Annotated in this window: 12 protein-coding genes; 8 read left to right on the forward strand and 4 right to left on the reverse strand. The window is 66.9% G+C overall.

From position 1 onward, the window contains the following. Window positions 1-135: 135 nt before the first annotated feature. The 3 genes from ASE86_RS12390 to ASE86_RS12400 all read right to left on the reverse strand — a co-directional run bounded on the left by ASE86_RS12390 (window position 136) and on the right by ASE86_RS12400 (window position 11,432). Entirely contained in the window at window positions 136-7,041 is a 6,906-nt protein-coding gene (locus ASE86_RS12390; protein WP_056427394.1) for a M10 family metallopeptidase C-terminal domain-containing protein, read from the reverse strand. A gap of 348 nt (window positions 7,042-7,389) precedes the next feature. After that, complete coding sequence (locus ASE86_RS12395; protein WP_056427398.1) at window positions 7,390-8,370, reverse strand: hypothetical protein; 981 nt, start codon at window positions 8,368-8,370, stop codon at window positions 7,390-7,392. Continuing rightward, window positions 8,367-11,432: a glycosyltransferase family 4 protein gene (locus ASE86_RS12400; RefSeq protein WP_235524097.1), complete on the reverse strand. Its 3,066-nt coding sequence runs from the start codon at window positions 11,430-11,432 to the stop codon at window positions 8,367-8,369. The genes ASE86_RS12395 and ASE86_RS12400 overlap by 4 nt, the downstream gene beginning before the upstream one ends. A 145-nt stretch (window positions 11,433-11,577) precedes the next feature. On the opposite strand from ASE86_RS12400, the gene ASE86_RS12405 reads away from it, so the two are divergent. The 8 genes from ASE86_RS12405 (at window position 11,578) to ASE86_RS12440 (ending at window position 24,447) form a co-directional block, all read left to right on the forward strand. Further along, window positions 11,578-14,580, forward strand: coding sequence for a rhamnan synthesis F family protein (locus ASE86_RS12405; RefSeq protein ID WP_056427406.1), 3,003 nt, complete (start codon window positions 11,578-11,580; stop codon window positions 14,578-14,580). A 3-nt stretch (window positions 14,581-14,583) separates the two neighbouring features. Further along, window positions 14,584-15,513 (forward strand): NAD-dependent epimerase/dehydratase family protein, encoded by a 930-nt coding sequence (locus ASE86_RS12410; protein ID WP_056427409.1) that lies wholly within the window; start codon window positions 14,584-14,586, stop codon window positions 15,511-15,513. Beyond that, complete coding sequence (locus ASE86_RS12415) at window positions 15,510-16,715, forward strand: hypothetical protein (protein ID WP_056427412.1); 1,206 nt, start codon at window positions 15,510-15,512, stop codon at window positions 16,713-16,715. The genes ASE86_RS12410 and ASE86_RS12415 overlap by 4 nt, the downstream gene beginning before the upstream one ends. 155 nt (window positions 16,716-16,870) lie before the next feature. Next, a complete protein-coding gene (locus ASE86_RS16320; protein ID WP_200911544.1) occupies window positions 16,871-20,785 on the forward strand; it encodes a glycosyltransferase in 3,915 nt (1,304 codons plus the stop codon). Window positions 20,786-20,848: 63 nt separating this feature from the next. Continuing rightward, window positions 20,849-21,715, forward strand: coding sequence for a methyltransferase domain-containing protein (locus ASE86_RS12425; protein ID WP_200911545.1), 867 nt, complete (start codon window positions 20,849-20,851; stop codon window positions 21,713-21,715). A 239-nt stretch (window positions 21,716-21,954) separates the two neighbouring features. After that, window positions 21,955-23,019 carry a capsule biosynthesis protein gene (locus tag ASE86_RS12430; protein WP_235524098.1) on the forward strand — a complete coding sequence of 355 codons (1,065 nt, stop codon included), beginning with the start codon at window positions 21,955-21,957 and terminating at the stop codon, window positions 23,017-23,019. A gap of 4 nt (window positions 23,020-23,023) precedes the next feature. Further along, window positions 23,024-23,803, forward strand: coding sequence for an ABC transporter permease (locus ASE86_RS12435; protein ID WP_056427419.1), 780 nt, complete (start codon window positions 23,024-23,026; stop codon window positions 23,801-23,803). Next, entirely contained in the window at window positions 23,800-24,447 is a 648-nt protein-coding gene (locus ASE86_RS12440; RefSeq protein ID WP_056427422.1) for an ABC transporter ATP-binding protein, read from the forward strand. Before ASE86_RS12435 ends, ASE86_RS12440 begins: the two co-directional genes overlap by 4 nt. 51 nt (window positions 24,448-24,498) lie before the next feature. On the opposite strand, the gene ASE86_RS12445 is transcribed toward ASE86_RS12440, so the two are convergent. Continuing rightward, window positions 24,499-26,484, reverse strand: a complete 1,986-nt coding sequence (locus ASE86_RS12445; protein ID WP_056427425.1) for an HAD-IIIC family phosphatase — start codon at window positions 26,482-26,484, stop codon at window positions 24,499-24,501. Between the last annotated feature and the right edge of the window lie 60 nt (window positions 26,485-26,544).

Raw genomic sequence — 26,544 nt, forward strand, 5'->3', positions numbered from 1 at the left:
GTCTGTGCCCGGTGCCGCTCGCTTCCCGCATCGTCGGACCAGGCCTGGACCGGCCATTTGCAGAGACAAAAGAAAAGGGCCGGCGCTTGGGAAAGCGCCGGCCCGTAGTCTATCGATAGGGCTTTGCCCATCGCCTCAGGCGATGATGGACAGTTCGTGCCCGGCCAGGAAGTGGTCCGGCATCGCGCCGAACCAGCTCTTGCCCGCCAGCAGGCTGGGATCGTGATCCAGCGTGGTATCGGCGAACGCATCCGGGCTCACATGGCTGTCGCTCGACGGTGCATCCGGCGCCGCCGTGGTGGTCGTCGTGGTCGTGGCGGTGGTCGTCGTGGTGCCGGTGAAGCGACCCTCAGCGAAACCGAACTGGACGTAGTGACGGGCCAGCGCTTCCTTGTCGTTGCCGAACACCGCCGCCAGGTCGGCGTTGGCGGCCGCATAGGCCGTCGCGTCGAAGGTCGTCAGGCGACCTTCGCGTGCACCGTTCTGGATGTAGTGCGTCGCCGCCGCCGTCTCGTTCGCACCGAACGCCCGGATGAGGTCGCCGTGCGATGCCAGGTAGCTCCACCCGTCGAAGGTGACCGTACGACCTTCACGGGCACCGTTCAGGATGAAGTGCTGGGCACCGGCATTGACGTTGGCCGAGAAGGCCGCCCGCAGATCGCTGTACGAGGCGATGTAGTCGAGCGCATTGAACGACAGCGCGCGACCCTCGGCAAAGCCGAACTGGGCGAAGTGCTGCTCACCGGCTGCGGCATTGGTCCCGAAGGCGGCGCGCAGGTCGGCGTTGCCTGCGATGTAGCTCAGCCCGTTGAACGCCGTCGTGCTCGAGACGATGCTCGACCAGGACTGCGCGGCCGTGGTGGCGAAGCTGCCCTGTTCGACGCCCGTGACCTCGGTCGCGCCACGTGCGGTGACCATGTAGGTCCGACCACCGCTGGTGAGCACGCTGTAGTCCGAGCGGAAACCGCCCAGCGACAGCAGGTCGTTGCCGGTGCCGCCGTCGACACGGTCGAAGCCGGCGTCGGGCTTGATCGCGGTCGGACCCGCCTGCAGCGCGATGACGTCATCGCCCGCACCGCCCGACAGGGTGTTACGGCCGGCGTTGCCCAGGATGTAGTTGTTGGCGTCGTTGCCGGTCGCGTTGATCGCGGCCGTGCCGGTCAGCACGAGGTTTTCCAGTCCGGCGCCGAGCACGTAGCTGATGCTCGACTGCACCGTGTCGTTGCCGCCGCCGCCTGCTTCGTCGACCACATCGCCGGCATTGTCGACGACATAGGTGTCGTTGCCGAGGCCGCCGTTCATGTAATCGGCACCGGCACCGCCGTTGACGAAGTTGTCGAGCGCATTGCCGATGAAGCGGTCGTCGCCCGAACCCAGGATCGCGTTCTCGAAGCCCGAGATCGTGTCGAGGCCACCCTCGACACCGGCGATCGCCGTGCCCGCGGTCAGGTCGATCTGCACGCCGTTGGTCAGGTTGCCGTAGAACAGCGTGTCGATGCCGTCGCCACCGATCAGGATGTCGTTGCCGAGACCGCCGGCGATCGTGTCGTTGCCGGCACCGCCGTCGATCCGGTTGACGTTCGAGTCACCGGTCAGGACATCGTTGAACGCCGAACCGATGATGTTCTCGAACCCGCTGACGGTGTCGATGCCGGCACCGCCGGTCGACTGTGCGGCGACGATCGCGAGGTTCACGGTCACGCCCGCCGTAGCCGAGCGATACGAGAGCGTATCGTTGCCGAGGCCGCCGACCAGCGTGTCGTTGCCGGCACCACCTTCGATGACGTTGTCGTTGTCGTCGCCGGTCAGGACGTCGTTGAACGCCGAGCCGATCAGATTTTCGATCCCGCTGAGGGTATCGATTCCCGAGCCGCCGGTCGTCTGGGCACCGGTGAAGCCCAGGCGAACCGTCACGCCACCGGTCGCATCAGTGTACGATGCCGTGTCGTTGCCGGCGCCGCCGATCAGGATGTCGTCCTCGCTACCGCCGCGCAGCAGATCGTCGCCGTTGCCGCCGTCGAGCGTGTCGTTGCCGCCCAGGCCGATCAGCACGTCGTTGCCGTCGCCGCCGCTCAGCACGTCGTTGCCGGTTGCGCCGGTGATGGTCTCGTCAGCCGCCGTACCCGTCAGGGTCAGGTTGCCGATGAAGCCATCGAAGTTGAAGGCGGTGAAGCCACCGGTATAGCCGTTGTCGATCGTGAAGATGGTCACGAAGTCGTTGAGGATGCCGGCACCGTCACGGTCAACCTGCAGCAGCAGCGCCGTGCCCGACTGAACAAGGCGTAGGTGCCCGCTGGCGAACGCGTTGCTGTTCGCAGTGTAGCCGCTCAGACCGAAGTTCAGGAAGTTGGTCATCTCGAACCGGTCGCCGGTGGTGCCGCCGGTGAAGTCGGTCACGCGGTTGGTGCGTGCAGTGGCCGCGACTTCGGTCGAGGTCGCCGCATTGGTGCCGACGCCCAGCTGGATGACGTCCGAACCCGAACCCAGCGTGATCAGGTGGTTGTTGACGCCCGCAGCCCCGCGCATGCTGATGCTGAGTGTGTCGTTGCCGGCGCCTGCGTTGATCGTGGCGCTAGCCACACCGGTCAGGATGATACGGTCGTTACCGGCCCCGGCATCGACCGTGACGACGTCGAGGTTACGATCGCTCGAGGTCGCGCCGAGCGCCAGATAGGTTTGCCCGATCAGGCCGTCGTTGTTGGCCGCCAGACCCAGGGTGAACGTGCCGCCGCGCAGTTCGAGGAAGTCGTCGCCGTCGCCGCCATCCATCAGGATGTTGGTCGCCGCCGTTGCCGTGCCGGCGGTCGTCAGGTTGGCGCGGGTGACGAAGATGCTGTCGTTGCCGCCATAGCCGTAGAGCGCGTCGGTCTGGGCGAGCGCGGCGGTGTTCACCGCAACCGCATTGTCGATGATGAGGTTGAAGTCATCGGTGCCGCGCAGCGTGTCGCCGTAACCCGAGCCGGTGACATATTCGATGCCCGACAGGGTATCGATGCCTTCGCCGCCGGTGTCCTGCGCGACGCCTTCGAGGCGCAGGTCGACGGTCACGCCCGCGGTCGCATTGGCATAGGTCACGGTGTCGAGACCTTCGCCGCCGATCAGCCGGTCGTTGCCGAGGCCGCCCGACAGCGTGTCGTTGCCGTACCAGCCATCGAGCACGTCGTCGCCGGCATTGCCGATCAGCGTATCGAGGGTGCCGCCGCCGCGCACGTTGTCACCGCCGGTGCCGCCGCGGAAGATAACGCGCTCGACGCTGATGAACGAACCGCTGGCGACACCATCGATCGTGATCGCGCTGTTGCCGGCCAGATTGCCGAGGTCGAAGCTGACTCCGCCGGCACGGTCGGTGTAGTAGGCATAGGCAAGGTCGGTACCGTCACCGCCGTCGAACGTGTCGTTGCCGCCATCGTTGGTATAGACCGCGGTCAGGCCGGAAATCGAACCGTTGGCGATGCCGCCGACCATGACGTCGTCGCCGTCGCCGCCGCGCAGCGTGTCGTTGCCCATGCCGCCGACCAGCGTGTCGTTGCCGGCGCCGCCTTCCAGCGTGTCGTTGCCGTCGGCGATGCCGTCGGTGGTGCTGAACGTGTTGACATAGTCGCCGAAGATCACGTCGTTGCCCGCGCCGCCGATCAGCGTGTCGCTGAGGCCATTGCCGATGATGAAGTCGGCCAGCGCGCCGCCGACCAGACGGTTCGCCGTGGTGTCGCCGCCGCGCAGCGTGTTGGTGGCGGTCGCCGAACCGGTGATGTTCTCGATGTTGGCGAAGGTGTCGGAACCGCCGAACGTGCCGACCGTCTGGGCGGTCGTGGTGTTCAGGTTAACGGTGACCGACGTGGTCGAATTCGAATAATCGACCGTGTCCGATCCGCCGGCACCGTTGTAGCTGTCGCTACCGCCGCCATCGAAGAAGGTGTTGTCGCTATCGTTGCCGATGATGGTGTCGTTGCCGGCGTTGGTGCGGACGTTCTCAAAGTTTGAGATGGTGTCGTTGCCGTAGCCGGTGTTCTGCGCGGTCGTCGTCGCCAGGTTGACGGTGATCGCACCGGTACCGGTGAAGGCGAGCGTATCGACCCCTGCACCACCGTTGAGCGTATCGTCGCCCAGACCGCCTTCGATGACGTTGGCGTTGGCATCGCCGGTCAGGACGTCGTTGTTGTCGCTGCCACGCAGGTTCTCGATGCCCCGCAGGATCGCGATCGCCGCACCGGCGATGCTGGCGTTACCGTCCGACGAGCCGTTCAGCGTCGCGGTGACGCCGCCGGTAAGCCCGGCGAACGACGCCGTGTCCGAACCGGTGCCGCCGTCAAGGATATCGACGGTGCCCGCGACCGTGGTGCCGGGGTTGAGCGTATCGTCGCCCGCGCCACCCGTCAGGATGTTCTCGCCGGCGCTGCCGGTCAGCGTGTCATTGAACGCCGAACCCAGCAGGTTCTCGAACCCGGCCAGCGTGTCGATGCCGGCCGCGATCGTGTTCTGCGCGCTGCCCTGGAGGCCGAGGCTGACGGTCACGCCCGACGTCGCCCCTGCATAGGATGCGGTGTCGTTGCCGAAACCACCGAACATGGTGTCGTTGCCGAGGCCACCTTCGATCACATTGTTGTTGGCATCGCCGGTCAGCGTGTCGTTGTACTGCGAACCGATCAGGTTCTCGAACCCGTTGATCGTGTCGTTGCCCGCGGCACCGGTGTTCTGGACCTGACCGACCTGCAGGTTGAGGTCGACCGTAACACCGACGCCGTTGTTGCTGAACGCGGTCGCATACGACACGGTATCGTTGCCACCGGCGCCGATCAGCACGTCGTTGCCGAGCGTGCCCATGATGAAATCGTTGCCGTCACCACCATCGGCCACCAGACTGCTGGTGTTGGTCGCCGTCAGCGGCGACGTGTTCACCGTTGCCGAGCTGAGTGACATATGCAGCGTATAGGTGGTGCCCGCCACCAGAGCCTCGGCCTTCGTTCCGTCGTTCGCCGTCCAGCGACCGACACGGATATAATAGGTTCCCGCGGTCGCAAACGTGTAGGTAAGGTAGCTGTTGCCGGTCGAGCTGCCAAGATCGGCGGCATTGTCGTCGTTCTGGGCCAGAAGCACGCCGTTGCTGTCGACCAGCTCGATCCAGGTGTCGATGCTGCTGAAATCGATATCGAAGATCGCCGACGCACCGGCGGTGGCATCGACACGATAATATTCCAGCCCGTCACCGGTCGCCGTCGCGTTGATCGTGGCGTGCGGCGTCGTCGTGGAGTTGGTGATGTTGGCATCGGAGAGCAGGGTATATGCGTTGCGCGCCTGCGGGTTGATCGCCGTGGCGATCGAAAGGTTCGACTCCGACTGGGCCTTCGCGATGGTGGCGGTGTTCGAAACGGTGAAGCCGCCGCCGATCAGGCGATCGTCGCCGCCTCCGCCGGCCAGGTTGTCGCGCCCGCCGCTGCCGCCGCTCAGCGTGTTGTTCTGGCTGTTACCGCGCAGGATGTCGTCGTTCGACGAGCCCTGGATGTTCTCGATGTTGCGCAGCGTGTCGGTTTCGGTGCCGTGGTTGACGACGACGTCGGCGCCGGTGTCGTTCAGCGTGGCGACGATGCCGAACTGGCTGTTGAAGATGACCGTGTCGCTGCCGGCGCCGCCATCGAAGATGTTGTTCGCGATGTTGCCGACGAAGACGTCGTTGCCAGCGCCACCCTTGACGTTTTCGATCAGCGAGCGGACGTCGTTGTTGTATAGCAGCGACATCGCGATGTTGCCGGGCGCCAGCGTCTCGAAATTCTGGTACGCAGTGTTGTTGGCCAGCTGATTGGCGTCGAAGGTCGAGAATTCGCCAGGACGCAGGTCGACGGTCACGCCGGTCGTGTAGTTGCTGAGGTCGATGGTGTCGTTGCCGCCACCGTCCCAGATCGTCAGGAAGATCTTGTTGCCGGCGGGCGTACCCTGGCCGACGCCGTTGATGAACATCTCGCCGGTCGTCTGGCTGAAGGTGTAGACGCTGTCGGTCGCGTTGGTCGCATAGTTCGCGCCGTACATGTACTGCAGCGCCGCCAGGTCATACTGCATGTAGGTCTGCGGCTGATTGATTTTTTCGCCTGCAAAGCCGGTGGTGCCCGGCGCCGGGGTGTAGGTCATCAGCGACCAGGCCTGGCCGTCGCGGTCCGGCGTCAGCGCCTGCGTGCCGTAGCGCGGGAAGCCGCCGAAATAGAACGACAGGTCGCTGTTGGTGTAATCCTGGTGCCCGTGCTTCAGCCCCATCGTGTGGCCGATTTCGTGCAGCATCGTGGAATAGCCCCACGTGCCCTTGAATGCGAGGTCGTAATAGGGCTGGTTCGACCGGCCGAACCAGATGTCGCCGGCGGCGCTCAGCTTGTCCGACGGGAAGCCGCCATAGGCCGAGCCGACGCCGTTGCTGCCGGTCTGCGAGATGCGGATGTTGGCGTGCAGCGTGTCGGTTTCGGTGATCTCGGTGAAGCGCAGGCCGGTCGCGGCGGCGATCTGGGCGAGACCCGCGCGGGCGGCGGCCTGCTGCTGCGGCCCGAGGTCGATGTGATACTTGTCGACGCCGGCGGTCAGCGCGGTGCTGCCGGTGTAGTTCGTGCCGGCGGTCGGGAAGCTGTAAGTGAGGTTGAGCGTGCCCCACTTCGACCCGATCAGCGTCGCATCGACGTTGCGGTTGCCGGTGATCGAGCGGCTGCCGTCCGGATTGGTGACCAGCGGCAGCAGCGTGCCGATGAAGGTGCCATCGGGATTGGCGCCCAGCGGGTTCAGGTCCTTGACGCCGCTGGTGTTGGCCTGCTCTGCCAGGCCCTGGCAGATCGCGCAGCTGCAGCCCTGGACGATGGTCGTGTGCGCCGGTTCCAGGCCGGACAGGTTGTCGAGCGTGCCGACACCCATGACGGCGCCCGGCGTGCCGGAGAAGGCACCGCCGACCCCGCTGGGAGCGGCTGCGGGAGCATCATCGGTCGTCGCGGGGCGGACCCAGGTGTCGGGCTCGTGGATGCCGATGACCACGTCGTCCGACGGTTGCGTGCCTGCGATTTTGGAGTTGCCCATGATGATCCCCTGTATCCCCTGGCCGCGTCGTCACTTTTACGCGGCGCAAATCTTGAGGGTCGAATCCGTTTGGATTGCCCCCGATGTACTAGGTATTCATCGCGGAACCGCTGCGGTCAAGCGGCGAACCCGTCCAATCCGACAATGTCTCGAAAATTCCGATCGCAGCGGAAGGATGCCGTATTGTTGTATATTTACAGCGGGTTGGGCCAAGCCATGGGTGTGACCCACAGGGTCGGCACGATGGTACCGCTCCCATCCGGCAGGTTCGAAATACGCTTACCTGGCTATGGTACGTGAAAAAATATGTCGTCGCCGGGCGGTTTGCCGTTCGTGTCGAAAGTGTCTTCAAGGCGCTTTGGCGACGACCAGACAATTGTCGTAGATGTTCGCGGCGTGCGCGATGTCGATCGACATCGCCGCCCAGCCCGTGGCCGAGACCATGTCGAGGTAGGGGGCCAGGTTTTCGCGCAGCACGTCCTCGACAACATAATAGCCGCCGGGGGCGACGCGCTCCGCCGCCTTGTCCCAGGTGATCCGCGCCGCTTCGGGCGTGTGAAGCCCATCGTCGACGAAGACGTCGAACCGGACATCGCCGGTGTCGGCCCACAGCGCGTCGAAGCTTGCCGGGTCGCACTGATCGACGAAGAAGGTTGCGATGCGCGCATCGGTGAACAACGTCTTGCGGTCGACGTCCGCACCGTAGATCTGCGCGTGCGGGAAATAGTCGCGCCAGCCCCTGAGCGATGCACCGGGGCGCCCGTGCGTCCCCATGTTCGAGGCGATGTCCTCGTCATTGCTGCCCAGGCCGATCTCGAACACCGCTGTGGCGCTGTTCTTCAGTGTATGGAAGAGCGCGTCGTAGAACGGCGTGTAGGTGTGCCAGCCAATCCCCTTGTCGCTGCCATGCCCCGCCATCATCCGGCACAGGTCGTTCGCGCGCACGATCGTCTGGCGTTCGGTCAGGTAGCGATCCACCGCGGGTGCGAAGACCGCCTCCCCGCCATTGCGATACCGCACCTCGGCCAGATCGCTCGCAGCAGGCGGGGTCGAGGACAGGAACGGCGCGATCTTCTCGCTATACGCCAGCTGCACGTCGATGCCCGCCGCGCGTCCGATCGCAAAGACGATCCCGCTGTCCTGCAAGGGGATGGCGAGCGCTGCCTCGGTCTGGAGGAAGCCCGGCAGGCGCGCCTCGGGCGTCGGGTCCATGTCGACCACCCACACCTCGCCCCACAGGCGGATCGCGCCCCATTTCACCAGCTCGGCGCGGGTGGCGTCGGCGTGTTGTGCAAGGCGGTCGGCAAAGCTGACGAGATAGAGGGTCACGACACGGCGTCCTTTCGATCGTCGGCGAAACGGTGGATCACGTCCTCGTACAGGCGGACATACTGGTCGGTGAAGACATCCATGTCATAGGTGCGCGCCAGGACGGTCGCCCCTTGCGCCAGCGCGTGCCGCGCCCCGTCGTCGATCAGCCGGTCCATCGCTTCCGTAAAGCCGGCATCGAACCGGCGGTCGTCCAGGCTGTAGGGAACAGTGATGCCGCCGGACACGCCGTCCACCTCCAGCATCGAGGCGATCTCACCGACATCGGTGGCGATGACCGGGGTCGATACCTGCAGCGCCTGGATGATGCACAGCGGAAAGGATTCGCCGGCAAAGCGCGTCGGCACGATCGCGACGTCGGTCATCCGGTAGAGGCCGTGGATGCGCAGCTGGAAGCCGAGGAAGCTGATCGACGGATCGTCGCCGTGGCGGACCATCAGCCGGTCGGGCTCGTCGCCCTCGCCCACCAGGCACAGGTGCATGGCGCGGTCGGGATGGCGCGCCTGGACCGCCTTGAACGCCGTCACCGCGGTCGCCCAGCCCTTCTCGCGGATGCCGCGCGCGACGAGCGTGAAGACCACCGCATCCTCGGCGATTCCCATTTCGGCGCGCGTCCGCGGGAACGGCGCGGGATCGACCGGCATCGCGTTGATCATTTTGACGATCCGGTCGGGCGCGACGTCGTGGCGCAGCAGCGGCCCCAGGTTCTTGTCGGCGGTATAGACGAACAGGTCGACGTTGCGGACGATCCTGGCGATGAATGTCTCGGGCAGTTCCTTGTCCGATGCGGCTTCGTACGACCCGTGCAGCGTCGCGACATAGGGCGCGGGCAGCGGGTCTTCGCAAAGGCGATAGAAGAACATCTCGCCGATGACGCCGTGCGAATGGATCAGGCTGCACCCGATATCGCGCAGGAACGCGTCGGCGCCATATTCCATGACCCAGTCGGCCTCGTAGATCGAGCAACCGGGATCGAGCGTCGCGCGCATTTCCGGATTCAGCTCGGTCTTGAAGATCAGCATCGACACGATGAGCCCGCGCGCGGCGAGCGCGTTAGCCAGCTGGATCGGCAGATTTTCAGCCCCACCGGCAAAGATGCCGTGCGTCACGATCAGGACGTGTCGCCTGGTTCGCCCCGCCCCCCCCGCGACACCGTCGGCATCGGGCGTACCCCAGAACAGCCGCACCGCGCCCGCCAGTCGGTCGATGTCCTGTGCGACATCGATGTCGGCGCGCGGTGTCGCAGTCGGCGGCAGGCGCAGCACGGCGTCGCGGACGGTCGCGATCTGCCCGCCCGATGCCATGTGCAGGAACAGGTGCCACAGTCCCAAGTGCCGCGATGCCGCGGCCTCGTGCCATGCCTCTGCCGGCAGCGTCCGGCGGCGCCACAGGAAGCCGGGCTGGTCCGCGGTCAGCGTCTCTGCGCGCAACTGCTCGGCGAACCACAGCGCGGCGGGCGTGGTCGGATGCCGCGACCACCCCTCCATCCGCCGCGCCAGTTCCTCGGCCGAGACGGCATAGTCGGCGTCCTCGGGTGTCAGGCATCGGCCGAAGCCGAGTTGCACGCTGCCGTCGGCGAAGCTCGATGCCAGGCGGGCGAGGAAGGCGGTGTCGTGGACCGCACGACCGCGCACGTACCAGAGCAACTCGCCGGTCGCTGCTGCCGTAGCGCGCTCCAGGACATTCGGTTCGTCGGCAGGCACTGTCAGCAGATCGATGTCGCCGCGGCGTCCGAGCCCGGCGTCGAGCGCGGCACGCGCGTCGTCGGCCAGCGGGTCGCCTGCGACCATGACTGCCATCCTGGCATAGCTCTGCGCCAGCACCGCGGTGATCGCATCCGCCGTCAGCGGGTCGGCGGCATCGTTGACCAGCAGCGCGGTGATGACCGGGGCATAGGGCCGGCTGCGGAAATTGTTGGCCGAGGACATGCCCGACCGCCCCTCCGCCTTGCCGAACCCGACCCAGTGGAGGAACGGGTTGATCCCGGCCTCTGCGATATCGGCGTAGCGCAGCAGGTAGATCTTGGTCGAGAAATCCTGCGACGGATCGCGCCCCTCGCGCCATCCGACGGTCATGAAGTGGATAAAGGCATCCTGGCCCGATGCTTCGATGTCGGGATAGCTGTAGAGGTACCAGTCGGTGTCGAAATGGTCGGTCAGCGCGTGCAGCACGGCCGGCGATTGCCCGACGAACAGGTCGCGCAGCATATCCTCGCCGACCGTGCGAAACAGGTAATGCAGGAACGGGACTTCGCCCGTGTCGCGCAGGTCGGGGCGGGTCGCGGCATAGCGGGCGGCGTGGAAGGACGGCGTGACATAGCCGCCCCGCGCCCGCCCGCCGGCGACCTGCCGCGCCGGCGCCTGCGGGTCGCCCGGCTCCGCGCCGTCGATGTGGACACGGTAGTAATCGAGTGCGACCATCCGCGTCAGCACGGTCTGCTGCATCGTGCCCAGATCGTCCCACCCGGTCAGCGCCGACCGCATCGCCCGGCCGTCCGATCGTCCCTCGGCGATGCCATGCAGCACCCAGTGGCGCAGGGGGTTTGTGTCCGACGTCCGCACATCGGCGTGCAGGTCGCTATAGGCACCGGTCGAAAAGGCCGCCGACGGGTCGCGCCGCTCGCGCCAGCCCAGCGTCATGTAATGGACGAACGGGTCGTTGCCCGACGCGGCGACGTCGGGATAGGTTTCCAGATACCAGGCGGCATCGAAATGCGCGCGCAGCCGGGCGATGTCGGCAACCGATATGTCGCCCAGCGCATCGGCCACCAGATCCTCGCCGACCACGTCGAACAGATAATAGGCGAACGGATTACGGTCGGTCGGCATACCGGGAGTCGCCCGGGAATAGCGCGCGGCCTGGAACGTCGACGACGGATCGAGCCCGTCCCGCCAGCCCGTATCGACGTAATGCGTGGCAAGCGCGGCGCTGTCGGTCGGGTCGAGCCCGGCCTGCGCGGCATAGAAAGCTGCATCGATCAGCCGTGCAAGGATGGCCTGTCGGCGCGGCGACAGCGCCGCCCAATCTGCGGACGGCACCTGTTCCGTCTCTGTGGACTGCACGATCGAAGAACCCCGGGACTATGACGTTTCGGCCTTGGTCACATGGCGACGAAGCCGATGTCAAACGGGCAAGGCCATCGATCCCGCCATCGTTGACAGGCCAGCGGGCAGATTGCACGGTCGCCGCCGGGTCGGACGGGAACGGGTGTCGGAAATTCTACAGTCACTGCATCTGATCGACCCCGACCGCCCGGCCAGCGACGGCGATGTCGAGAACGGCTACCGGCTGTTCCTGGCGCGGGGGCCGAACACGCCGGCCGATGTGTCGGAGAAGTCCGGCCTGCCCCTGCTGTCGATCATCACGTCCCTGTTGGTGTCGGAGGAATTCGCGCGGCTGATCGCCTTGGGCGATGGCGGGGCCGTCGTCGTCGATGACGTGATGCTGGCCCCGCTCGACGACGATCTGGCGGCCTGGATGGGAACGATCGCCCGCGTCCGTACCGGCGAGGACCGCGTGCCGCAGGACCGCTGGAGCGCGATCGGCGGCCTGCTGGACGACGACCGCGTGTCGAACGCGGTCAGGGCCGAATATCCGCGCGACATCGATGCGTTGCGCGCCGCGATCGTTCGCGCCGACGAGGCTGCCGGCATCGTGCAGGCGTCCCCGCTGTTCGATGCCGACCGGTATCGCGAACAGCTGTCCGCCGATGCCGTAATCGCCCGACCGGCACTGCATTATGTAGTGACGGGCGAGCGTACCGGGCTCAGCCCCTCGGCCGGGTTCGCGGCTGCCGACTATGCCGCGCGCAACCCCGATGTCGCGTCCACCCCGGTCAACCGCCTGGCGCATTACGAGGCGCATGGCCGCCGCGAAGGTCGGTTGCACCGCGACTGGCTGATCGACCAGCCAATGCCACCGCTGGACACCGACGGCACGCGCCCGGTCGTCCTGCTGCTGCTGCACGAGGCGACCTATACCGGCGCGCCGATCCTGGGCTGGAACCTGGTGCGCGCGTTGTCCTCCGCTTGCGATGTCGTCGTGGTGCTGCACCGGGGCGGCGCGCTGGAGGCGGCACTGCGCGATGTCGCCGCCGCGGTCGTCGCCGCACCGCCGCCGGCGATGGTTGCGGACACAGCGGAAATGGCGCGGTTCGCCGAGCGGCTGAAGGCGGTCTATGCGCCGGCCTATGCGATCGCCAACAGCGTGGAGACCTGGCCGGTCGCGATCCCGCTGGGGCGCCAGGACGTGCCGGTCGTCGCGCTCGTCCATGAATTCTGGCCCGGTGCCGTTCCGACCCTGCGCAACGACTTCTACGCGGCCTGCGCGGCGCTCGTCTTCCCGGCGCGGATCGTCGAGCAATCGTCGTTCGACGCCTTTCGCGAAGTGCGCCTGCAGACCCGCTACATCCTGCCGCAGGGGCCGTGCACCATCCCACCGTTCGCGGACGGACAGGTGCCGCGCGCCTTCGGTGCGCCCTTCGTGCCCGACGACGACGCAGGCCCCACGCTGACAGACGTGCTGGCCGACACCACCCGCTTCACCGTCATCGGCCTAGGTGCGGTCGAGATGCGCAAGGGGATCGACGTCTTCGTCGCGACCGCCACGGCGCTGGCCGCGCGGCATCCCGACGTCGCGTTCCGCTTCGTCTGGATCGGGACCTGGGAACACGCGATCGGCACCCAATATGCCGCGCTGGTCGGCGAACAGGTCCGGCGGTCGGGGCTCGGCGACCGGTTGCGGTTCTTTCCCGCGGTCGACGACCTTGCCCCCGTCTACGATCGCGCCGATGCGCTGCTTCTGAGCTCGCGGCTCGACCCGCTGCCCAACATCACGATCGACGCGGCGGTGCGCGGCATTCCCGTCGTCTGTTTCGACCAGGCATCGGGCATTGCCGAGATGCTGGCGGGCGACCCCGATACCGCGGCGCTGGTCGCACCGCATCTCGACAGTGGCGCGGCGGCCGATCGCATCGCCGCGCTCGCCCGCGATGCGGCGATGCGCGACCGCACGGGTGCCGCGATACAGAAACTTGCACAGCGATCGTTCAATCTGGAGGCCTATGCCGGCGCTCTCGACGAGATCGGGCGCGGCGCGGCGCGCCGGCACGAGGCCGCGCGGCGGGATGCCGAGATCATCGCCGCGACGGACGCGTTCGACCCGACGCTCTACTTCGGTCCCGACCATGCGGCAGCGGCGGACACGTCGGCGGCGGCCTATATCGCTGCGACGAAGCATCTGAACTTCGCCTCGCCGCCGGTGTTCGGTGCGATCCTGCGGCGGCCGATGGCGGGCTTTCACCCCTTCATCTACGGCATGGAAGCGCCCGATTTCCCGCGCGACGGCAGCCGCGACCCGCTGGCGCATTATCTCGAGCGCGAGGCTCCGGTGGGTCGCTGGGCCCACCGCGTGCTGCGTCCCGATCTGGCCGTGGCGGAAGAGGATGACGACCGCTATCCGCCGGACGGCGACGCTGCGGCGGACCGGGTCGCGGTGCATGGCCACTTCCACTATCCCGACAATATCGCCGATTTCCTGACCGCGCTGTCGGCGAACCGGTTGCGCGCGGACCTGTTCCTGACGACGACCAGCGAGGCGGCAGCGGACGTGCTGCGCGACGCGACCGCCGGCTATGCGGACGGCGATGTCGTCATCGACAACGGTCCCAATGTCGGGCGCGACATCTACGCCTTCCTCCGCGTGCTCGCCACGCATCTGCACGGCCGCTACGACATCGTCGGGCACGTGCACGGCAAGCGCACCGTCCATGCCGAGGCGGCCGATCCCGGCTTCGGCGAGCGGTGGCGGCGGTTCCTGTGGGAGCATCTGCTCGGCCCGACCCACGCCGCGGCCGATGTCATCGTGCAGGCGATGCGCGACGACCCCGGGCTCGGCCTGGTGTTCCCCGAGAACGCTTGGCTGGTGGGCTGGGAAAAGAACGTGGAGAGCGCCGCCGTGCTCGCGCGACGCATGGGTCTGCGACGCCCCGTGCCCCGGCACATCGAATTTCCCGCCGGCACGATGTTCTGGGCCCGCACCGCCGCGCTCGACGCGCTGGTCCGCGCCGATTTTCAGGAAGCCGAGATGCCGCCCGAGCCGCTGTCGGGCGACGGTACGATCCTCCACGCCTTCGAACGGATAGTGCCGGTGGTGTGCGAGGAGGCGGGATATGGTTATGCCACCAGCTATATCCCCGATCTGGGCCGCTAGAGCGTGATCGGCGTCTTTGGGGCGAACGGTTTCATCGGCCGCGCGGTCGTCCGCCATCTGCTGGAGCAGGGGCGCCGCGTCGTCGCGCTCGGTCGCGCCTTCCCGGCCGATTACGACCGGATCGTCGGTGGTGCGGTGGAGATGCGGATCGTCGATTTCCGCGATGCGCTGTCGGTCCATGCGACGTTGCAGGGCATCGAGCAGGCGATCGACCTGGTCAATTCGTCGAGTCCGGCGCTCGGCAACGCCCGCGTGGTCGAGGATGTCGCGACCAATGTGCTGCCGCACATCAGCTTTGCCCAGTCCTGCGTGCTGAGCGGTGTCGCGCGCATCCTGTTCCTGTCGTCGGGCGGGACCGTCTACGGCACGCCGGTCAGCGTACCGATCGCCGAGGATCATCCGACCGATCCGCTGGTATCCTATGGCGCGACCAAGCTGACGGTCGAACACTATCTGCGGATGCTGACGCGCGACACCGCGACCGACCACGTCATCCTGCGCGCGGCCAACCCGTTCGGCCCCGGACAGACATTGCGCAAGGGCCAGGGCCTGATCGCCTCGATCCTGGAGCGGCAGGCGATGGACCTGCCGATCATCCTCTTCGGCGACGGACAGGCCGAACGCGACTATCTCTATATCGACGACCTGTGTGGTGCGGTGACGGCGGCGCTGGATGCGCCGCCGATGCGCGAGACGGTCAACATCGGCACCGGACAGGGCCGCACGACGATCGAGGTGGTGCGCGCGGTCGAGGCGGCGGTCGGTCGCCGCTTCGACATCGTCTTCGAACCCGGCCGCCCGACCGATGCGCGCAGCAACGTGCTCGATTGCACCAGGGCGGCGCGGCTGCTGGGCTGGAGCGCCGCCACGCCGTTCGACGAGGGCATCCGGCGCACGGTCGCGGCCTTTGTCGAAGGGGGCGCGGCGGCATGATCCGGCGGGATTACATCTATCTGGCGCTGTGCATCGTGTGCGCGGCGGCGTCGATCGTGTCGGCGCAGACCGCAGTCGAGCGCCGCACGCCGACCGCAGTGACGGGCTCCGCCTCCGCACCGGTCCGCACTACGCCGCAAGTCACCTGGTTGGGCCGCGCGGCGGGCGATGCCGGCATGGCCGGGCTGTGGGTGCAGGAAACGCTGGACGGCGCGTCGAGCGCGCCGGCGGATACGGCGCTCTGGGCCAACCATATCGGGGTCAGCGACACGCTGCGCACCGCACACCCCTCCACCATGCTCGATGCGCTGAACGTGCAGTCGACCGTCCTGAAGGGCGCCAGCGGCAGCCGCAACGCGCTGCACGGCCACATGGCGATCGAGGCGGCCCCGACCGGCGTTACGCCGGGCACGTCCTTTCCTGCCTATGTCAGCGGGTTCTTCACGACCCGGTCGGCCTATCCGCTGGGCGGGCGCGGCACGACCTATGCGGCATCGAGCGGGTCGCTGTTCGGCATCAATCCCAACGTCCTCGCCGCACCCGGCGCGACCAACCTGTACGGCATCGTCGGGGCGGAGATCGACGTGACCGCGCAGGCTGGATCGTCGATGGCGCAGAAGCTGGGGCTGTCGATCATCCAGGCCGGCGACAGCACGGTGTCGGGCGCGCAGGACGACGTCGCGCTCAACATCATCAACACGCGCGGTGCGGTGGGCTGGCGCCAGGGTATCGCGTTCGGCAATTCGGGCGCCTATTGGCCGATCGCGCCGGACGGCACGCTGATCGGCGGGCAGGCCGGGCAATCGGGCGCCGGCGCGGCGCGGGCGGGTTACGGCATCGACTGGTCGGGCGTCCGCTTCGCCGGCGCGGCGATCCGCGTGCCCGGGCTGGTCGTCGATGGTGCGGGGCACCTGACCCAGTCGGGCAAAGGCGTTCCCGGCTATGTCGCGCCGACGCTGGGTGGCTGCGGTAGCGGGGCGGCAATCCGCGGGTCGGACAATGCCGGCACCGTCACGCTCGGGCGCGGTACGACTGCGTGCACGATCCGCTTCGGCCGCGCCTGGCAGGACACCCCGTACTGCGTGCTGACGCCGCGCGGCACGACGACGCCCGGCGCGCTCGCGATCGTCGCGGATTCGATGAGCGCGCTGACGATCCATGCCGCGTCGATGCCGTCGTTCACCTACCAGTGCACCGGCTGATTTCTGCCCGTACGGTCGTGGCGCCAATCCGCTATGGCTTGGCGCGGCGGGCATCGCTAACACATCGCTGATCCATGCGCGGACGACGGCCGCGCGCGGCGGCGGTCCTCGCCGCTGACACTCTCCTGCCAGCCAAGTTGAAGACGAAGGACAAGATGGCCAACATCCTACGGTCGATCAAACGTGTTGTCGGGCCGCTGAACCCCAGGAAGCGCCGGGCGAGAGCCGAGCGCAAGCGCGCCTATGACGCGATGCGCGCCTTCGTCGTCACCGAAGAAAACCGCCGCGAAGGGATATTCGACGGCGATTGGTACGGCACGCGCTATCCCGACATCCTGGCCGAGGGGTTCGACCCCTATCACCACTATATCACCCACGGGCATCGCGAGAGCCGCGATCCGGGGCCGAACTTCGACACGAACTTTTATCTGCGCACCTATCCCGACGTGGTGGCCGCGGGTCTCAACCCGCTGATCCACTATCTGGATAGCGGCCGGGCAGAAGGGCGTGCCGCGAACCCGCACCAGCTGCCCACCGCGCCCGTGCGGCACGGCCGGTCGGATGCCGACCTGCGCCACGTCATCGTCAAGGAAATGGGGTTCGTGCCCGGGCACGAGGCGTGCGTCTTCGTCACCCATGCGCCCTCGGGCCGCCTGAAGCCGCACGTCCTGCCGCACATGCAATTGCTGCGCGACTGCGGGATCGCCGTGCTGCTGGTCGCGGTCGTCGACCGCCCGCTCGAACTGCTGGATGCGGAACGCGACGTGGCGAGCGGGATCATCGTGCGCGACAACGCGGGCTACGACTTCGGCGCCTGGGCCCATGCCTTCCGCCTGGTGCCCGCACTCTACGGCGCCAGCTTGCTGGTCATCACCAACGACAGCATCATTCCGGTCGGCGATGCCGGCATCTACCGCGCGATGATCGATCGCCTGCGTGGCCACAGCGCCGACATCGTCGGGCTGACGTCGAGCCACGAATATGGCTGGCACGTGCAAAGCTATTTCCTGGGCCTGAAGCCCAGGGCGCTGAGTTCGTGGGGGTTCCAGCACTTCATCCGGGACATCCGCCGGATCGACGACAAGGACGAGGTCATCCGCACCTACGAGGTGCCGTTCACCGCAAGGATGCGCGGCGCCGGGTTGAAGATCGCGGCGCTGTACACCGGCCTGTTCTCGGCCAACCCGACCTATTTCAGCTGGCGCGACCTGCTCGCTCAGCGTTTCCCCTTCGTCAAGGTGCTGATGCTGAAGCGGGAATTCCCGAGCGTCGATGCCTGGACGCCGGAATTCGAAGGCGAGTTCGCCCGTGCAGGGTTCGATCTCAATCTGCTGCGTGCGTCGGCGCGCATCGGCGAGATGGACAGCGTACCGATGGGCACCGACGACGGGCTGCTCGTCGATCCGACGCCGCTGGATTTAGTCACCGACGACCACCGCCTGCGCGTCGCCTATTTCGGGCCGTGGAACTATGACAACGGCCTGGGCTCTGCCAGTCGCGAGCTGTTGTGCGCGCTGCGCCAGTCGGGCGTCGAGCTGAACGCCCATCCGATCGTCAAGTCGTTCCATATCCACCGGCTGATCTGCCCGGCGGTGCCGACGCTCGATTTCGCCGGCCAGGCCGATGTCGCGATCGTCCACCTCAATCCCGATTCCTGGCATCTGTTGAGCGACGAACAGCGCGCAATCATCCGCGCAGCCAAGCGCCGGATCGGCTACTGGGTGTGGGAAACCGACACCCTGCCGCCCGCCTGGCAGCACGACCTGCATTCGGTCGATCGCATCTGGGCGCCGAGCGCCTATGTCGCCGAAGTGATCGAGGCGGAAGCACACGTCCCCGTCGACGTCGTCGCGCATCCCGTGCGCGTGCCGGCACGGATCACGACCGACCGCGACACCGTGCTGCGCCGTTTCGGCATCGATCCGGCCGAGCGCGTGATCCTCTACATCTTCGACGGTGCCAGCTATCTCGTCCGCAAGAACCCCGAAGCGCTGATCCGCGCCTTTGCCGCATCGGGCCTCGCGCGGCAGGGCTGGACACTGGTGCTGAAGACCAAGCACCTCTACGACCGTCCGGAGGCCGGCAAGGCGCTGACTGCGCTGGTCGCGGAAACGCCGGGCGCGCGCATCCTGGAGGTGTCGCTCCACGCCGACGAGGTGACCAGCCTGATCGCGGCGGCCGACATCTATGCCTCGCCGCATTGTTCGGAAGGCTTCGGCCTGACGGTCGCCGAGGCGATGGCGGTCGGCAAGCCGGTCGTCGCGACCGACTTCTCGGGCACGCGCGACTTCCTGGATGCCAGCTGCGGCTATCCGGTGCGCGCGCATCCCTGGACGCTGGAGGAGGACCATGGTCACTACCTGACCGGCCATTCCTGGGCGAAGATCGACGAGGCCGACCTGGCGCGCCAGCTGGTCCGCGCGGCCGACGCGGTGGCGAAGGGCGACCACCGGATCGCCGAGGCCGCGACCGCCAACATCACGCGGCGCCTGTCCTATGACGCGGTAGCCGCCGAAATCCGCACCAGCCTGGCCGCGCTGATCGCCGAAAGCCGCGAGGCGACGGCGGCGGCGCCGACGCGCCGTATCGTCGATCCCCCCGCCCCGATCGCCTTCCCGATCGACTATGGCGATGCGCCGGTGTTCGGGACGCTGGGCGCGGTACCGGGCATCGTCCCGGTCGCGGTCGCGCCCGATTTCTCGTGCGACGGCATCGAGATCCCCGACGGCGACCCCGCCGACTGGCTGTTCATCGCGCCCCGCGACGCCATCGTCTGCACCGGCGTGCTGAACTTCCCCGTCACCGCATCGAACCACCGCCCCGACGTCGTGCTGTTCTACGCCGACGACGTCGCGCGGGAGGGCGATCCGCTCGACCGCATCCGGCTGAAGCCCGACATCGACCGGACGTTGCTGGTCGCACAGGACTATGTCGGCGCGCCGATCATCATCCGCCGCAAGACGCTGACCGATATCGGCGGGCTCGATGCGTCGATGGGGACGGCCGCGCTCTACGACGTCGTGCTGCGCGTGTCGCAGGCCGGCGGGACGATCGGCCGCATCCCGCATGTCCTGCTGGGTTTCCCGGGCGCGCGCGTCGTGGCGCGCGAGGCCGATCGTCGCCGCGCATTGGCGCGGGTCGTGCCGCCGGGCGTCGACTTGGTCGAGGGCGCGGCATCGGGCCTGCTCGGCCAGTGCTGGAGCTTCCCAGCGGGCGACCAGCCCCGCGTCACGATCGCGATCCCGACCCGCCAGACCCGCCATCCGGGATCGAGCGAAACCTATATCGAGCGGCTGCTGGCCAGCATCGCGCTGGCCGAATGGCCGATGGACCGGCTGACCGTGATCGTCGGCGACGACGTGCCCGGACAACCGCTGTGGGCGATGCGCCCCTGGCCGTTCAATCTGGTGCGGATCGACACCCAGCGGGCAGAGGGCGAGGCGTTCAACTATGCCGCCAAGATGAACCGCCTGTGGCGCGCCGCGTCCGACGAACAGGTCATCTTCATGAACGACGACGCCGTCCCCAGCGATCCGCGCTGGCTGGCCGCACTCGTCGGCTTCGCGATCGACGGCAGCGTCGGCGGTGTCGGCGCGCGGCTGTATTACGAGGACGGGTCGATCCAGCATGCCGGCATGTTCCCGGCGCTGCGCACGATCGTCCACGCCTGGCTCAACTGGCCGGCGGATGCCAGGACCTATCAGGACTGGGCGGTCGCGCAGCGTGAATGGTCGGTCGTCACGGGGGCGGTGTTCTCCACCCGGCGCTCGATCCTCGACCAGGTCGGGGGCTTCGACGAGCGATTCAGCCTGGAGTTCAACGACGTCGACCTGTGCCTGCGCATCCGCAACCTCGGCTACCGCATCGTGTACAATCCCGACGCGCAGTTCACCCATGCCGAAAAGGCGTCGCGCGGCGACACCATTCCGCCGGGCGCCGAAGTCGCGCTGTTCCTGTCACGCTGGGCCGAGTGGCTGGAGCGCGACCCGGCGTCGCATCCCGACTTCGCCCGCCACCGTATGGACCCGTCGCCCGCCCCGCCGCGCGACGCGTGGTATCTGGCGGGTTAGGACACAGACGATGGCCGATCGGCACTATCCCTGTCCGCACGGGCGTGACCTGCGAGCGATCCGGTGAGCGAGGACATCCCTCCGTTTGCGTTCGACGCCGCGTTCTACACGCGCACCAACACCGACCTGGCCGGGTTCACGCCCGAGGAGGCCGCAGAGCATTTCGCAAACTTCGGTATCGCCGAGGGGCGGCAGGGACATCCCTTCGGATCGCGCCAGGCGTTTACCGAGCGTCTGGCGTCCTACGCCTCGGTGCTGGAGATCGGCCCGTTCTGCAAACCGACGGCGCGCGGTCCCAATGTTCGTTACCTCGATGTCCTCGACGAAACCGAGCTCAGGGAACGGGCGAGCGCGCTGGGCGCCGATGCCGACGCGTGTCCTGCGAAGATCGATTATCTGGGCGACATTCATGACATCGACGACGCCTTCGCCGCGGTCGTCAGCAGCCACTGCATCGAACATCAGCCCGACCTGATCCACCATCTGGACGGCGTCGCACGCGTGCTGTCGCCGGGCGGGCGCTATTTCCTGTACGTCCCCGACAAGCGCTACTGCTTCGACCATTTCATGGCGGAATCGACGATTGCGGACGTGATCCAGGCGCACCGCGAACGGCGTACCGTCCACACCCTGCGTAGCGTGATCGAGCATCACGCGCTGAACACGCACAACGATCCCGCGACCCACTGGGCGGGACGGCATGACACCGGGCACGGTGCCGCCTTCGCCGATCGGGTGAAGCTCGCGATCGAGATGCACGACACCGCGGACGGGTATCTCGACGTCCATGCGTGGTATTTCACGCCGCACAGTTTCGCCGGGCTGATGACGGCGCTGTACGACATCGGACTGTCGCGGCTGCGGCTGACCGAAATCTATCCGACGCGGCGCGACGATGCCGAATTCTATGCCGTGCTGGAGCGGGTCTGACCGCCGGTTTCCGTCCTGTGCGACCGGCCCGGCCGGATCATCCGTCCGGTGTCGGACGCGGTGCGGTCGGGGCGGCGTGACGGGTGTTTCATTGACAATTCTGCCCGTCCGCAGCATATGTTAACACAACTATCACAGCCGCGCGCGGGGCGTGGCGTCATGATAAAATCACGACCCAGCCAGGCATTTCGATGAAAACTCTGAAAGTACCGCGGCTGCGGTCTTGGTTTACGCTTGTAGTGTTGGTCCCGATCGCGCTGTCGATCATCTATTACGGCTTCATCGCCTCGGACCAATACATATCGGAATCACGCTTCGTCGTGAAAGGACGTTCGGATCGTCCGAATCCGATGTCGGGTCTTGCCGGGATCATGCAGGTGACCGGCCTGTCCGGTGGACAGGAACAGACCAACGAGGTCATCGACTATATCAAGTCGCGTAACGCCCTGCAGGCGTTGCAGCGGACCGAGAATATTCGCGGCAAGTTCACGCTGCCGTCGATCGACTTCCTGTCGCGCTATCCCGCCTTCTGGCGCGAGGATCGGTTCGAGAACCTGTACCGCTATTACGAGAAGAAGGTCGCGACCAAGCTCGATTCAGAGACGGGGCTCGCGGTCCTTACGGTCAAGGCCTTTTCCCCGACCGATGCGCGCGACATCAACGCGCGGCTGCTGACGCTCAGCGAAGCGCTGGTCAACCAGCTGAATTCCAAGTCGCGGACCAAGGCGATCGACGAGGCCGAAAAGCGCGTGGCCGAGGCGCAGAGCCGGGTGCGCACCGCACGGATCGCGCTCAGCGCGTACCGCAACGACCAGCAGCTGGTCGATCCGCTGAAGCAGGCGACCGGCGTGCTCGCCATTTCCGACCGGCTGATCGCGGAGCGCGCCGCACTTCAGGCGCAGCTCGACCTGATGACGCGCGTCACGCCGCGCAATCCCTCGATCCCTGCGCTGCGCGGCCGTATCGCCGCGACCGACAGCGCGATCGCGGCGCAGAACGGGCGCGCGGTCGGCGGCACCGGGGCCCTGTCGTCCAAGATGGGCGGCTACGACAATCTGGTCGTCGAACAGGAATTCGCCACGCAGACGCTGACCGCGGCGAGTGCGGCGCTCGAACAAGCGCGGGCCGACGCGCAGCGCCAGCAATATTATCTGGAGCGCGTGGTCGAACCCAACGTGCCCGACATGTCGCGCTATCCCGATCGGCTGTGGCAGATCCTGACGGTCGCGGGGGCGGCGCTGTGCCTCTACTTCATCGGATGGATGCTGGTGGTCGGCATCATCGAACACTCGCCGGACAGCTAGGGCCATGCCGTCACTCCAGGCAGGCTGGCGCATCCAGACCCGGGTGATCCGGGCGCTGATGACGCGCGAGCTGATCACCCGCTTCGGCCGCGAGAACATCGGCTTCCTGTGGATGATGGTCGAACCGCTGCTGTTCGCACTGCTGGTCGGCATCATGTGGACGATCCTGGGCAACAGCGAGCACGGGCTGAACGTCATCGCCTTCGTCATCACCGGCTATCTGCCGCTGACGCTGTTCCGCCATGCCGTCGGGCGCTCGGTCAAGGCGTTCTCGGTCAACGGCAGCCTGATGTATCACCGCCAGATCAAGATGCTCGACTTCATCGTCGTCCGCTTCCTGATCGAGATGATCGGCGGCATGATGGCGTATGTCTTCATCGCCGTCGTGCTGATCGCGCTCGACCTGTTCCCGGTCCCGGCGAACATCCTGTACGTGATCCTGGGCTGGCTGCTCTACTGCCTGTTCACCTTCTCGCTCTGCCTGATCCTGGCGCCGCTGTCCGAAGTGTCGGAAGTGTTGGAGAAATTCATTCCCGTCACGACCTACATCATGATTCCGTTCTCGGGCACGTTCAACATGATGTCGTGGCTGTCGCCGCAGCTGCGCGACATCCTCTACTGGTCGCCGCCGGTCAATGCGATGGAGATGATGCGCTACGGCATCTTCGGCGACCAGGTGACGCCCTATTACGATCCGATGGTGCCGATCGTCGTATCGCTTGCCCTGCTGCCGATCGGCCTGGCGATGTGCCGCCGGATCCGCAAGACCCTGGTGGTCGAGTGATCCGCTGCGAGAACCTGTGCAAGTCCTATCCGATGGGCCACGGGCGCAAGACCGTGTTCAACGACCTGACGTTCGACGTGAAGCCGGGCGAGCGGATCGGCGTGCTGGGCCGCAATGGTGCCGGCAAGACGACGCTCATCAAGCTGATCGGCGGGGTCGAGCTGCCGACGTCGGGGCGCATCACGCGCGAGATGAAGGTGTCGTGGCCGCTCGGTTTCTCGGGCGGCTTCCAGGGCAGCCTGACCGGCTATGACAATGCGCGCTTCATTGCGCGCATCTACGACCGCGACTATGACGAGATCCGCGATTACGTCGAGGAATTCACCGAGCTGGGCCGCCAGCTCAAGATGCCGATCAAGACCTATTCGTCGGGTATGCGCGCGCGGCTTGCCTTCGCACTGTCGCTGGCGATCGAGTTCGATTGCTATCTGATCGACGAGGTCATCCTGGTCGGCGACCAGAATTTCCAGCGCAAATGCCATTACGAGCTGTTCGAGAAGCGCGCCGACCGCGCGCTGATCCTCGCCTCGCACAGCACCGAGTTGTTGAGCGAAGTGTGCACCAGCACGATCCTGCTGCGCAACGGCGTCGGCGAGATCTACGAGGACGTCGAAGAGGGGCTGGCGCTGTACAACGACCTGTGACGCGCGGCCCCGCGCGAAAGGCCCCGCGCACAGGCGCAGGGCCCAACGACACTATCCTTCGCTGACCAGCTCGATGTGGGGCGGGTGGCCGACCGAAGCCGTGGCCGTCCAGCGTGTGCCGTCCCACGTCCAGCCTGCGCGCTCGAACACTGTCCGGCCCGGGCCGTTGCGTTCCGTCTCGACGATGATTCCCGAGAGCGCCTGGCCGCGCACGTCCGCGATATGGCGCAGCGCAGCGATCTCCACATCCATGCCGAAGACGCGGCAGCTCATGACGAACTGCTCGATCACGCCGTCGCGCTCGGCCAGCAGTCCGACCAGCCCGTAGCGGGTGAAGCGGTCCTGCACCTCGAACGTCCACCACGTGCCGCCGCCGGCGAGGTAGGCGCGTGCCTCCTCCTCGGTCCAGCGCCTGCCGGTCGTGTTGAACTGGTTCGTCTTGTTGAGAAGCTCCAGTGCCCGGCCGAAGCGCGGATCGTCGGCGCCGGTCTGCTGGACGGTAACCCGCACCTGGAGATCGGCCAGGAAGTCCTCGCGCGTCAGCGTGGTGCGCACCGCCTCGCGCTTGACCTGCGCCTGGATCATGGCGTTGCGCCGGGCGGACTCGTCGGTGATCCGCGGCACCTGCGTCTCCGCGCTCCACAGCAGGATGCGCCGCCAGTCGAGATGCGGTCCGCCCAGCACGCGGATGCCGGGCAAGGCGGCACTGACCGCGGCGCGCTCGACGGGATTGTCGTCGATGAAGACCACGGATTCGGGCAGGACGTTCGCTTCCTCGATCGCCTGGCGGATGCTCTCCGCCTTCTGACCCCAGCCAATCTTGTGGATCGCGAAACTGTCCATCGGCATCCAGTTGCCGAGAACCTCGGGCCAGATCCTGGCGATCGTCTCCGGATCGTTCTTGCTCACGATCGCCAGGATGATGCCGCGCCGACGCAGCGTGACCAGCGCCTCCATCAGGCCCAGCGGCCAGCCCGCGGTGACGTCGTCGTCCCAGTCCTGCCGTTCGGCGAGGACGCCGCGCCACATCGTGTCGTCCAGGTCGACGCACACCATCTTCACCGCATCGGTCCCGCGGATGACGCGCAGCATCAGGCGGACCTGCGCCCAGAGCACGCGGATGAACGGCAATACCTCCAGCCCGAAGTGCGTCGAGGCCGCCGGGCTGTATTCGAGCCGGCCCTGATCGAGGGCATGGTCATGATCGGTCAGGAAGCCGCCGTGCGCTGCGATCCACAGCGTATCGTCCTGGACGAAGCGGCGACCGTAGATCGCGGCCAGGCGGTCGAGATCCAGCACATGGCAATTGGGCAGGCCGCGAACCACCTGCGCCAGATGGTCGTTGAGGCGGGACACGAACCAGGTGAAGTCGCGCAGATCGTCGGTGGGCAGCAGGTCGCCGAGCATCGGCTTCTGCGGCACCGCGAAGTTGGGGAAGAACGCCGGCACTCCAGCCACCGTATCGGCAAGATCGGTCGCCCACATCGTGATCCGGCCGCAGGATTCCTCGAAGATGCGCTGGAAGGCGGCAAGATCGTCGGGCGCGGCGCGAAGATAGTCCTCCTCGATCACGACGCCGCGCAAGGGAACCTGGCAGACCGCGACGCTGTACTCGTGGATCGGACGGGGGATGTCGCCGCGAACATCGACACCGCGGTTGTAGAGGACATAGTCGACGGCCGTCTCGGGAACGGCATCCGCCCAGTCGGCCAGCAGGCACTGGCCGATCAGCAGCACCCGTTCGAGCGTGTTGCCCGTCCGCGACAGCGCCGTCGGGCAGATGAACGCGTCTGCGGGCATCGCGCCGCCGACGAACCGCGCGAACTCCATCGTCGCCGAAACCGCGGTGGTATGGCCAAGCGAGATCCGCTCCCTGAACTCGTCGGACCGGCTCAGCATCTCGGCGAGCTCGATCGGCGTCATCGGCTCGCACCCGGCGATCATCGCTTCATCGGGCACGCGCCCCAGAAAGGCGTGCCAGGTGGCCAGTACTTCGTCCCTCGTCACGTCATCCCCCAGTGTCCGGGCGCGCGCCATATTGTCCTTGCGCGCCCGGCGGAATTTCCAAGCATGTGTGCAATTCGACAGACGGAAGCG

The organism is Sphingomonas sp. Leaf33, from assembly GCF_001421785.1.
In the GTDB taxonomy this organism is placed as follows: Bacteria; Pseudomonadota; Alphaproteobacteria; order Sphingomonadales; family Sphingomonadaceae; genus Sphingomonas.

Bases quoted from the DNA above. Each gene is read 5' to 3' on its own strand.
- ASE86_RS12390 (WP_056427394.1), bottom strand. From the start codon at position 7,041: ATGGGCAACTCCAAAATCGCAGGCACGCAACCGTCGGACGACGTGGTC.
- ASE86_RS12415 (WP_056427412.1), top strand. From the start codon at position 15,510: ATGATCCGGCGGGATTACATCTATCTGGCGCTGTGCATCGTGTGCGCG.
- ASE86_RS16320 (WP_200911544.1), top strand. From the start codon at position 16,871: ATGGCCAACATCCTACGGTCGATCAAACGTGTTGTCGGGCCGCTGAAC.
- ASE86_RS12435 (WP_056427419.1), top strand. From the start codon at position 23,024: ATGCCGTCACTCCAGGCAGGCTGGCGCATCCAGACCCGGGTGATCCGG.
- ASE86_RS12445 (WP_056427425.1), bottom strand. From the start codon at position 26,484: ATGGCGCGCGCCCGGACACTGGGGGATGACGTGACGAGGGACGAAGTA.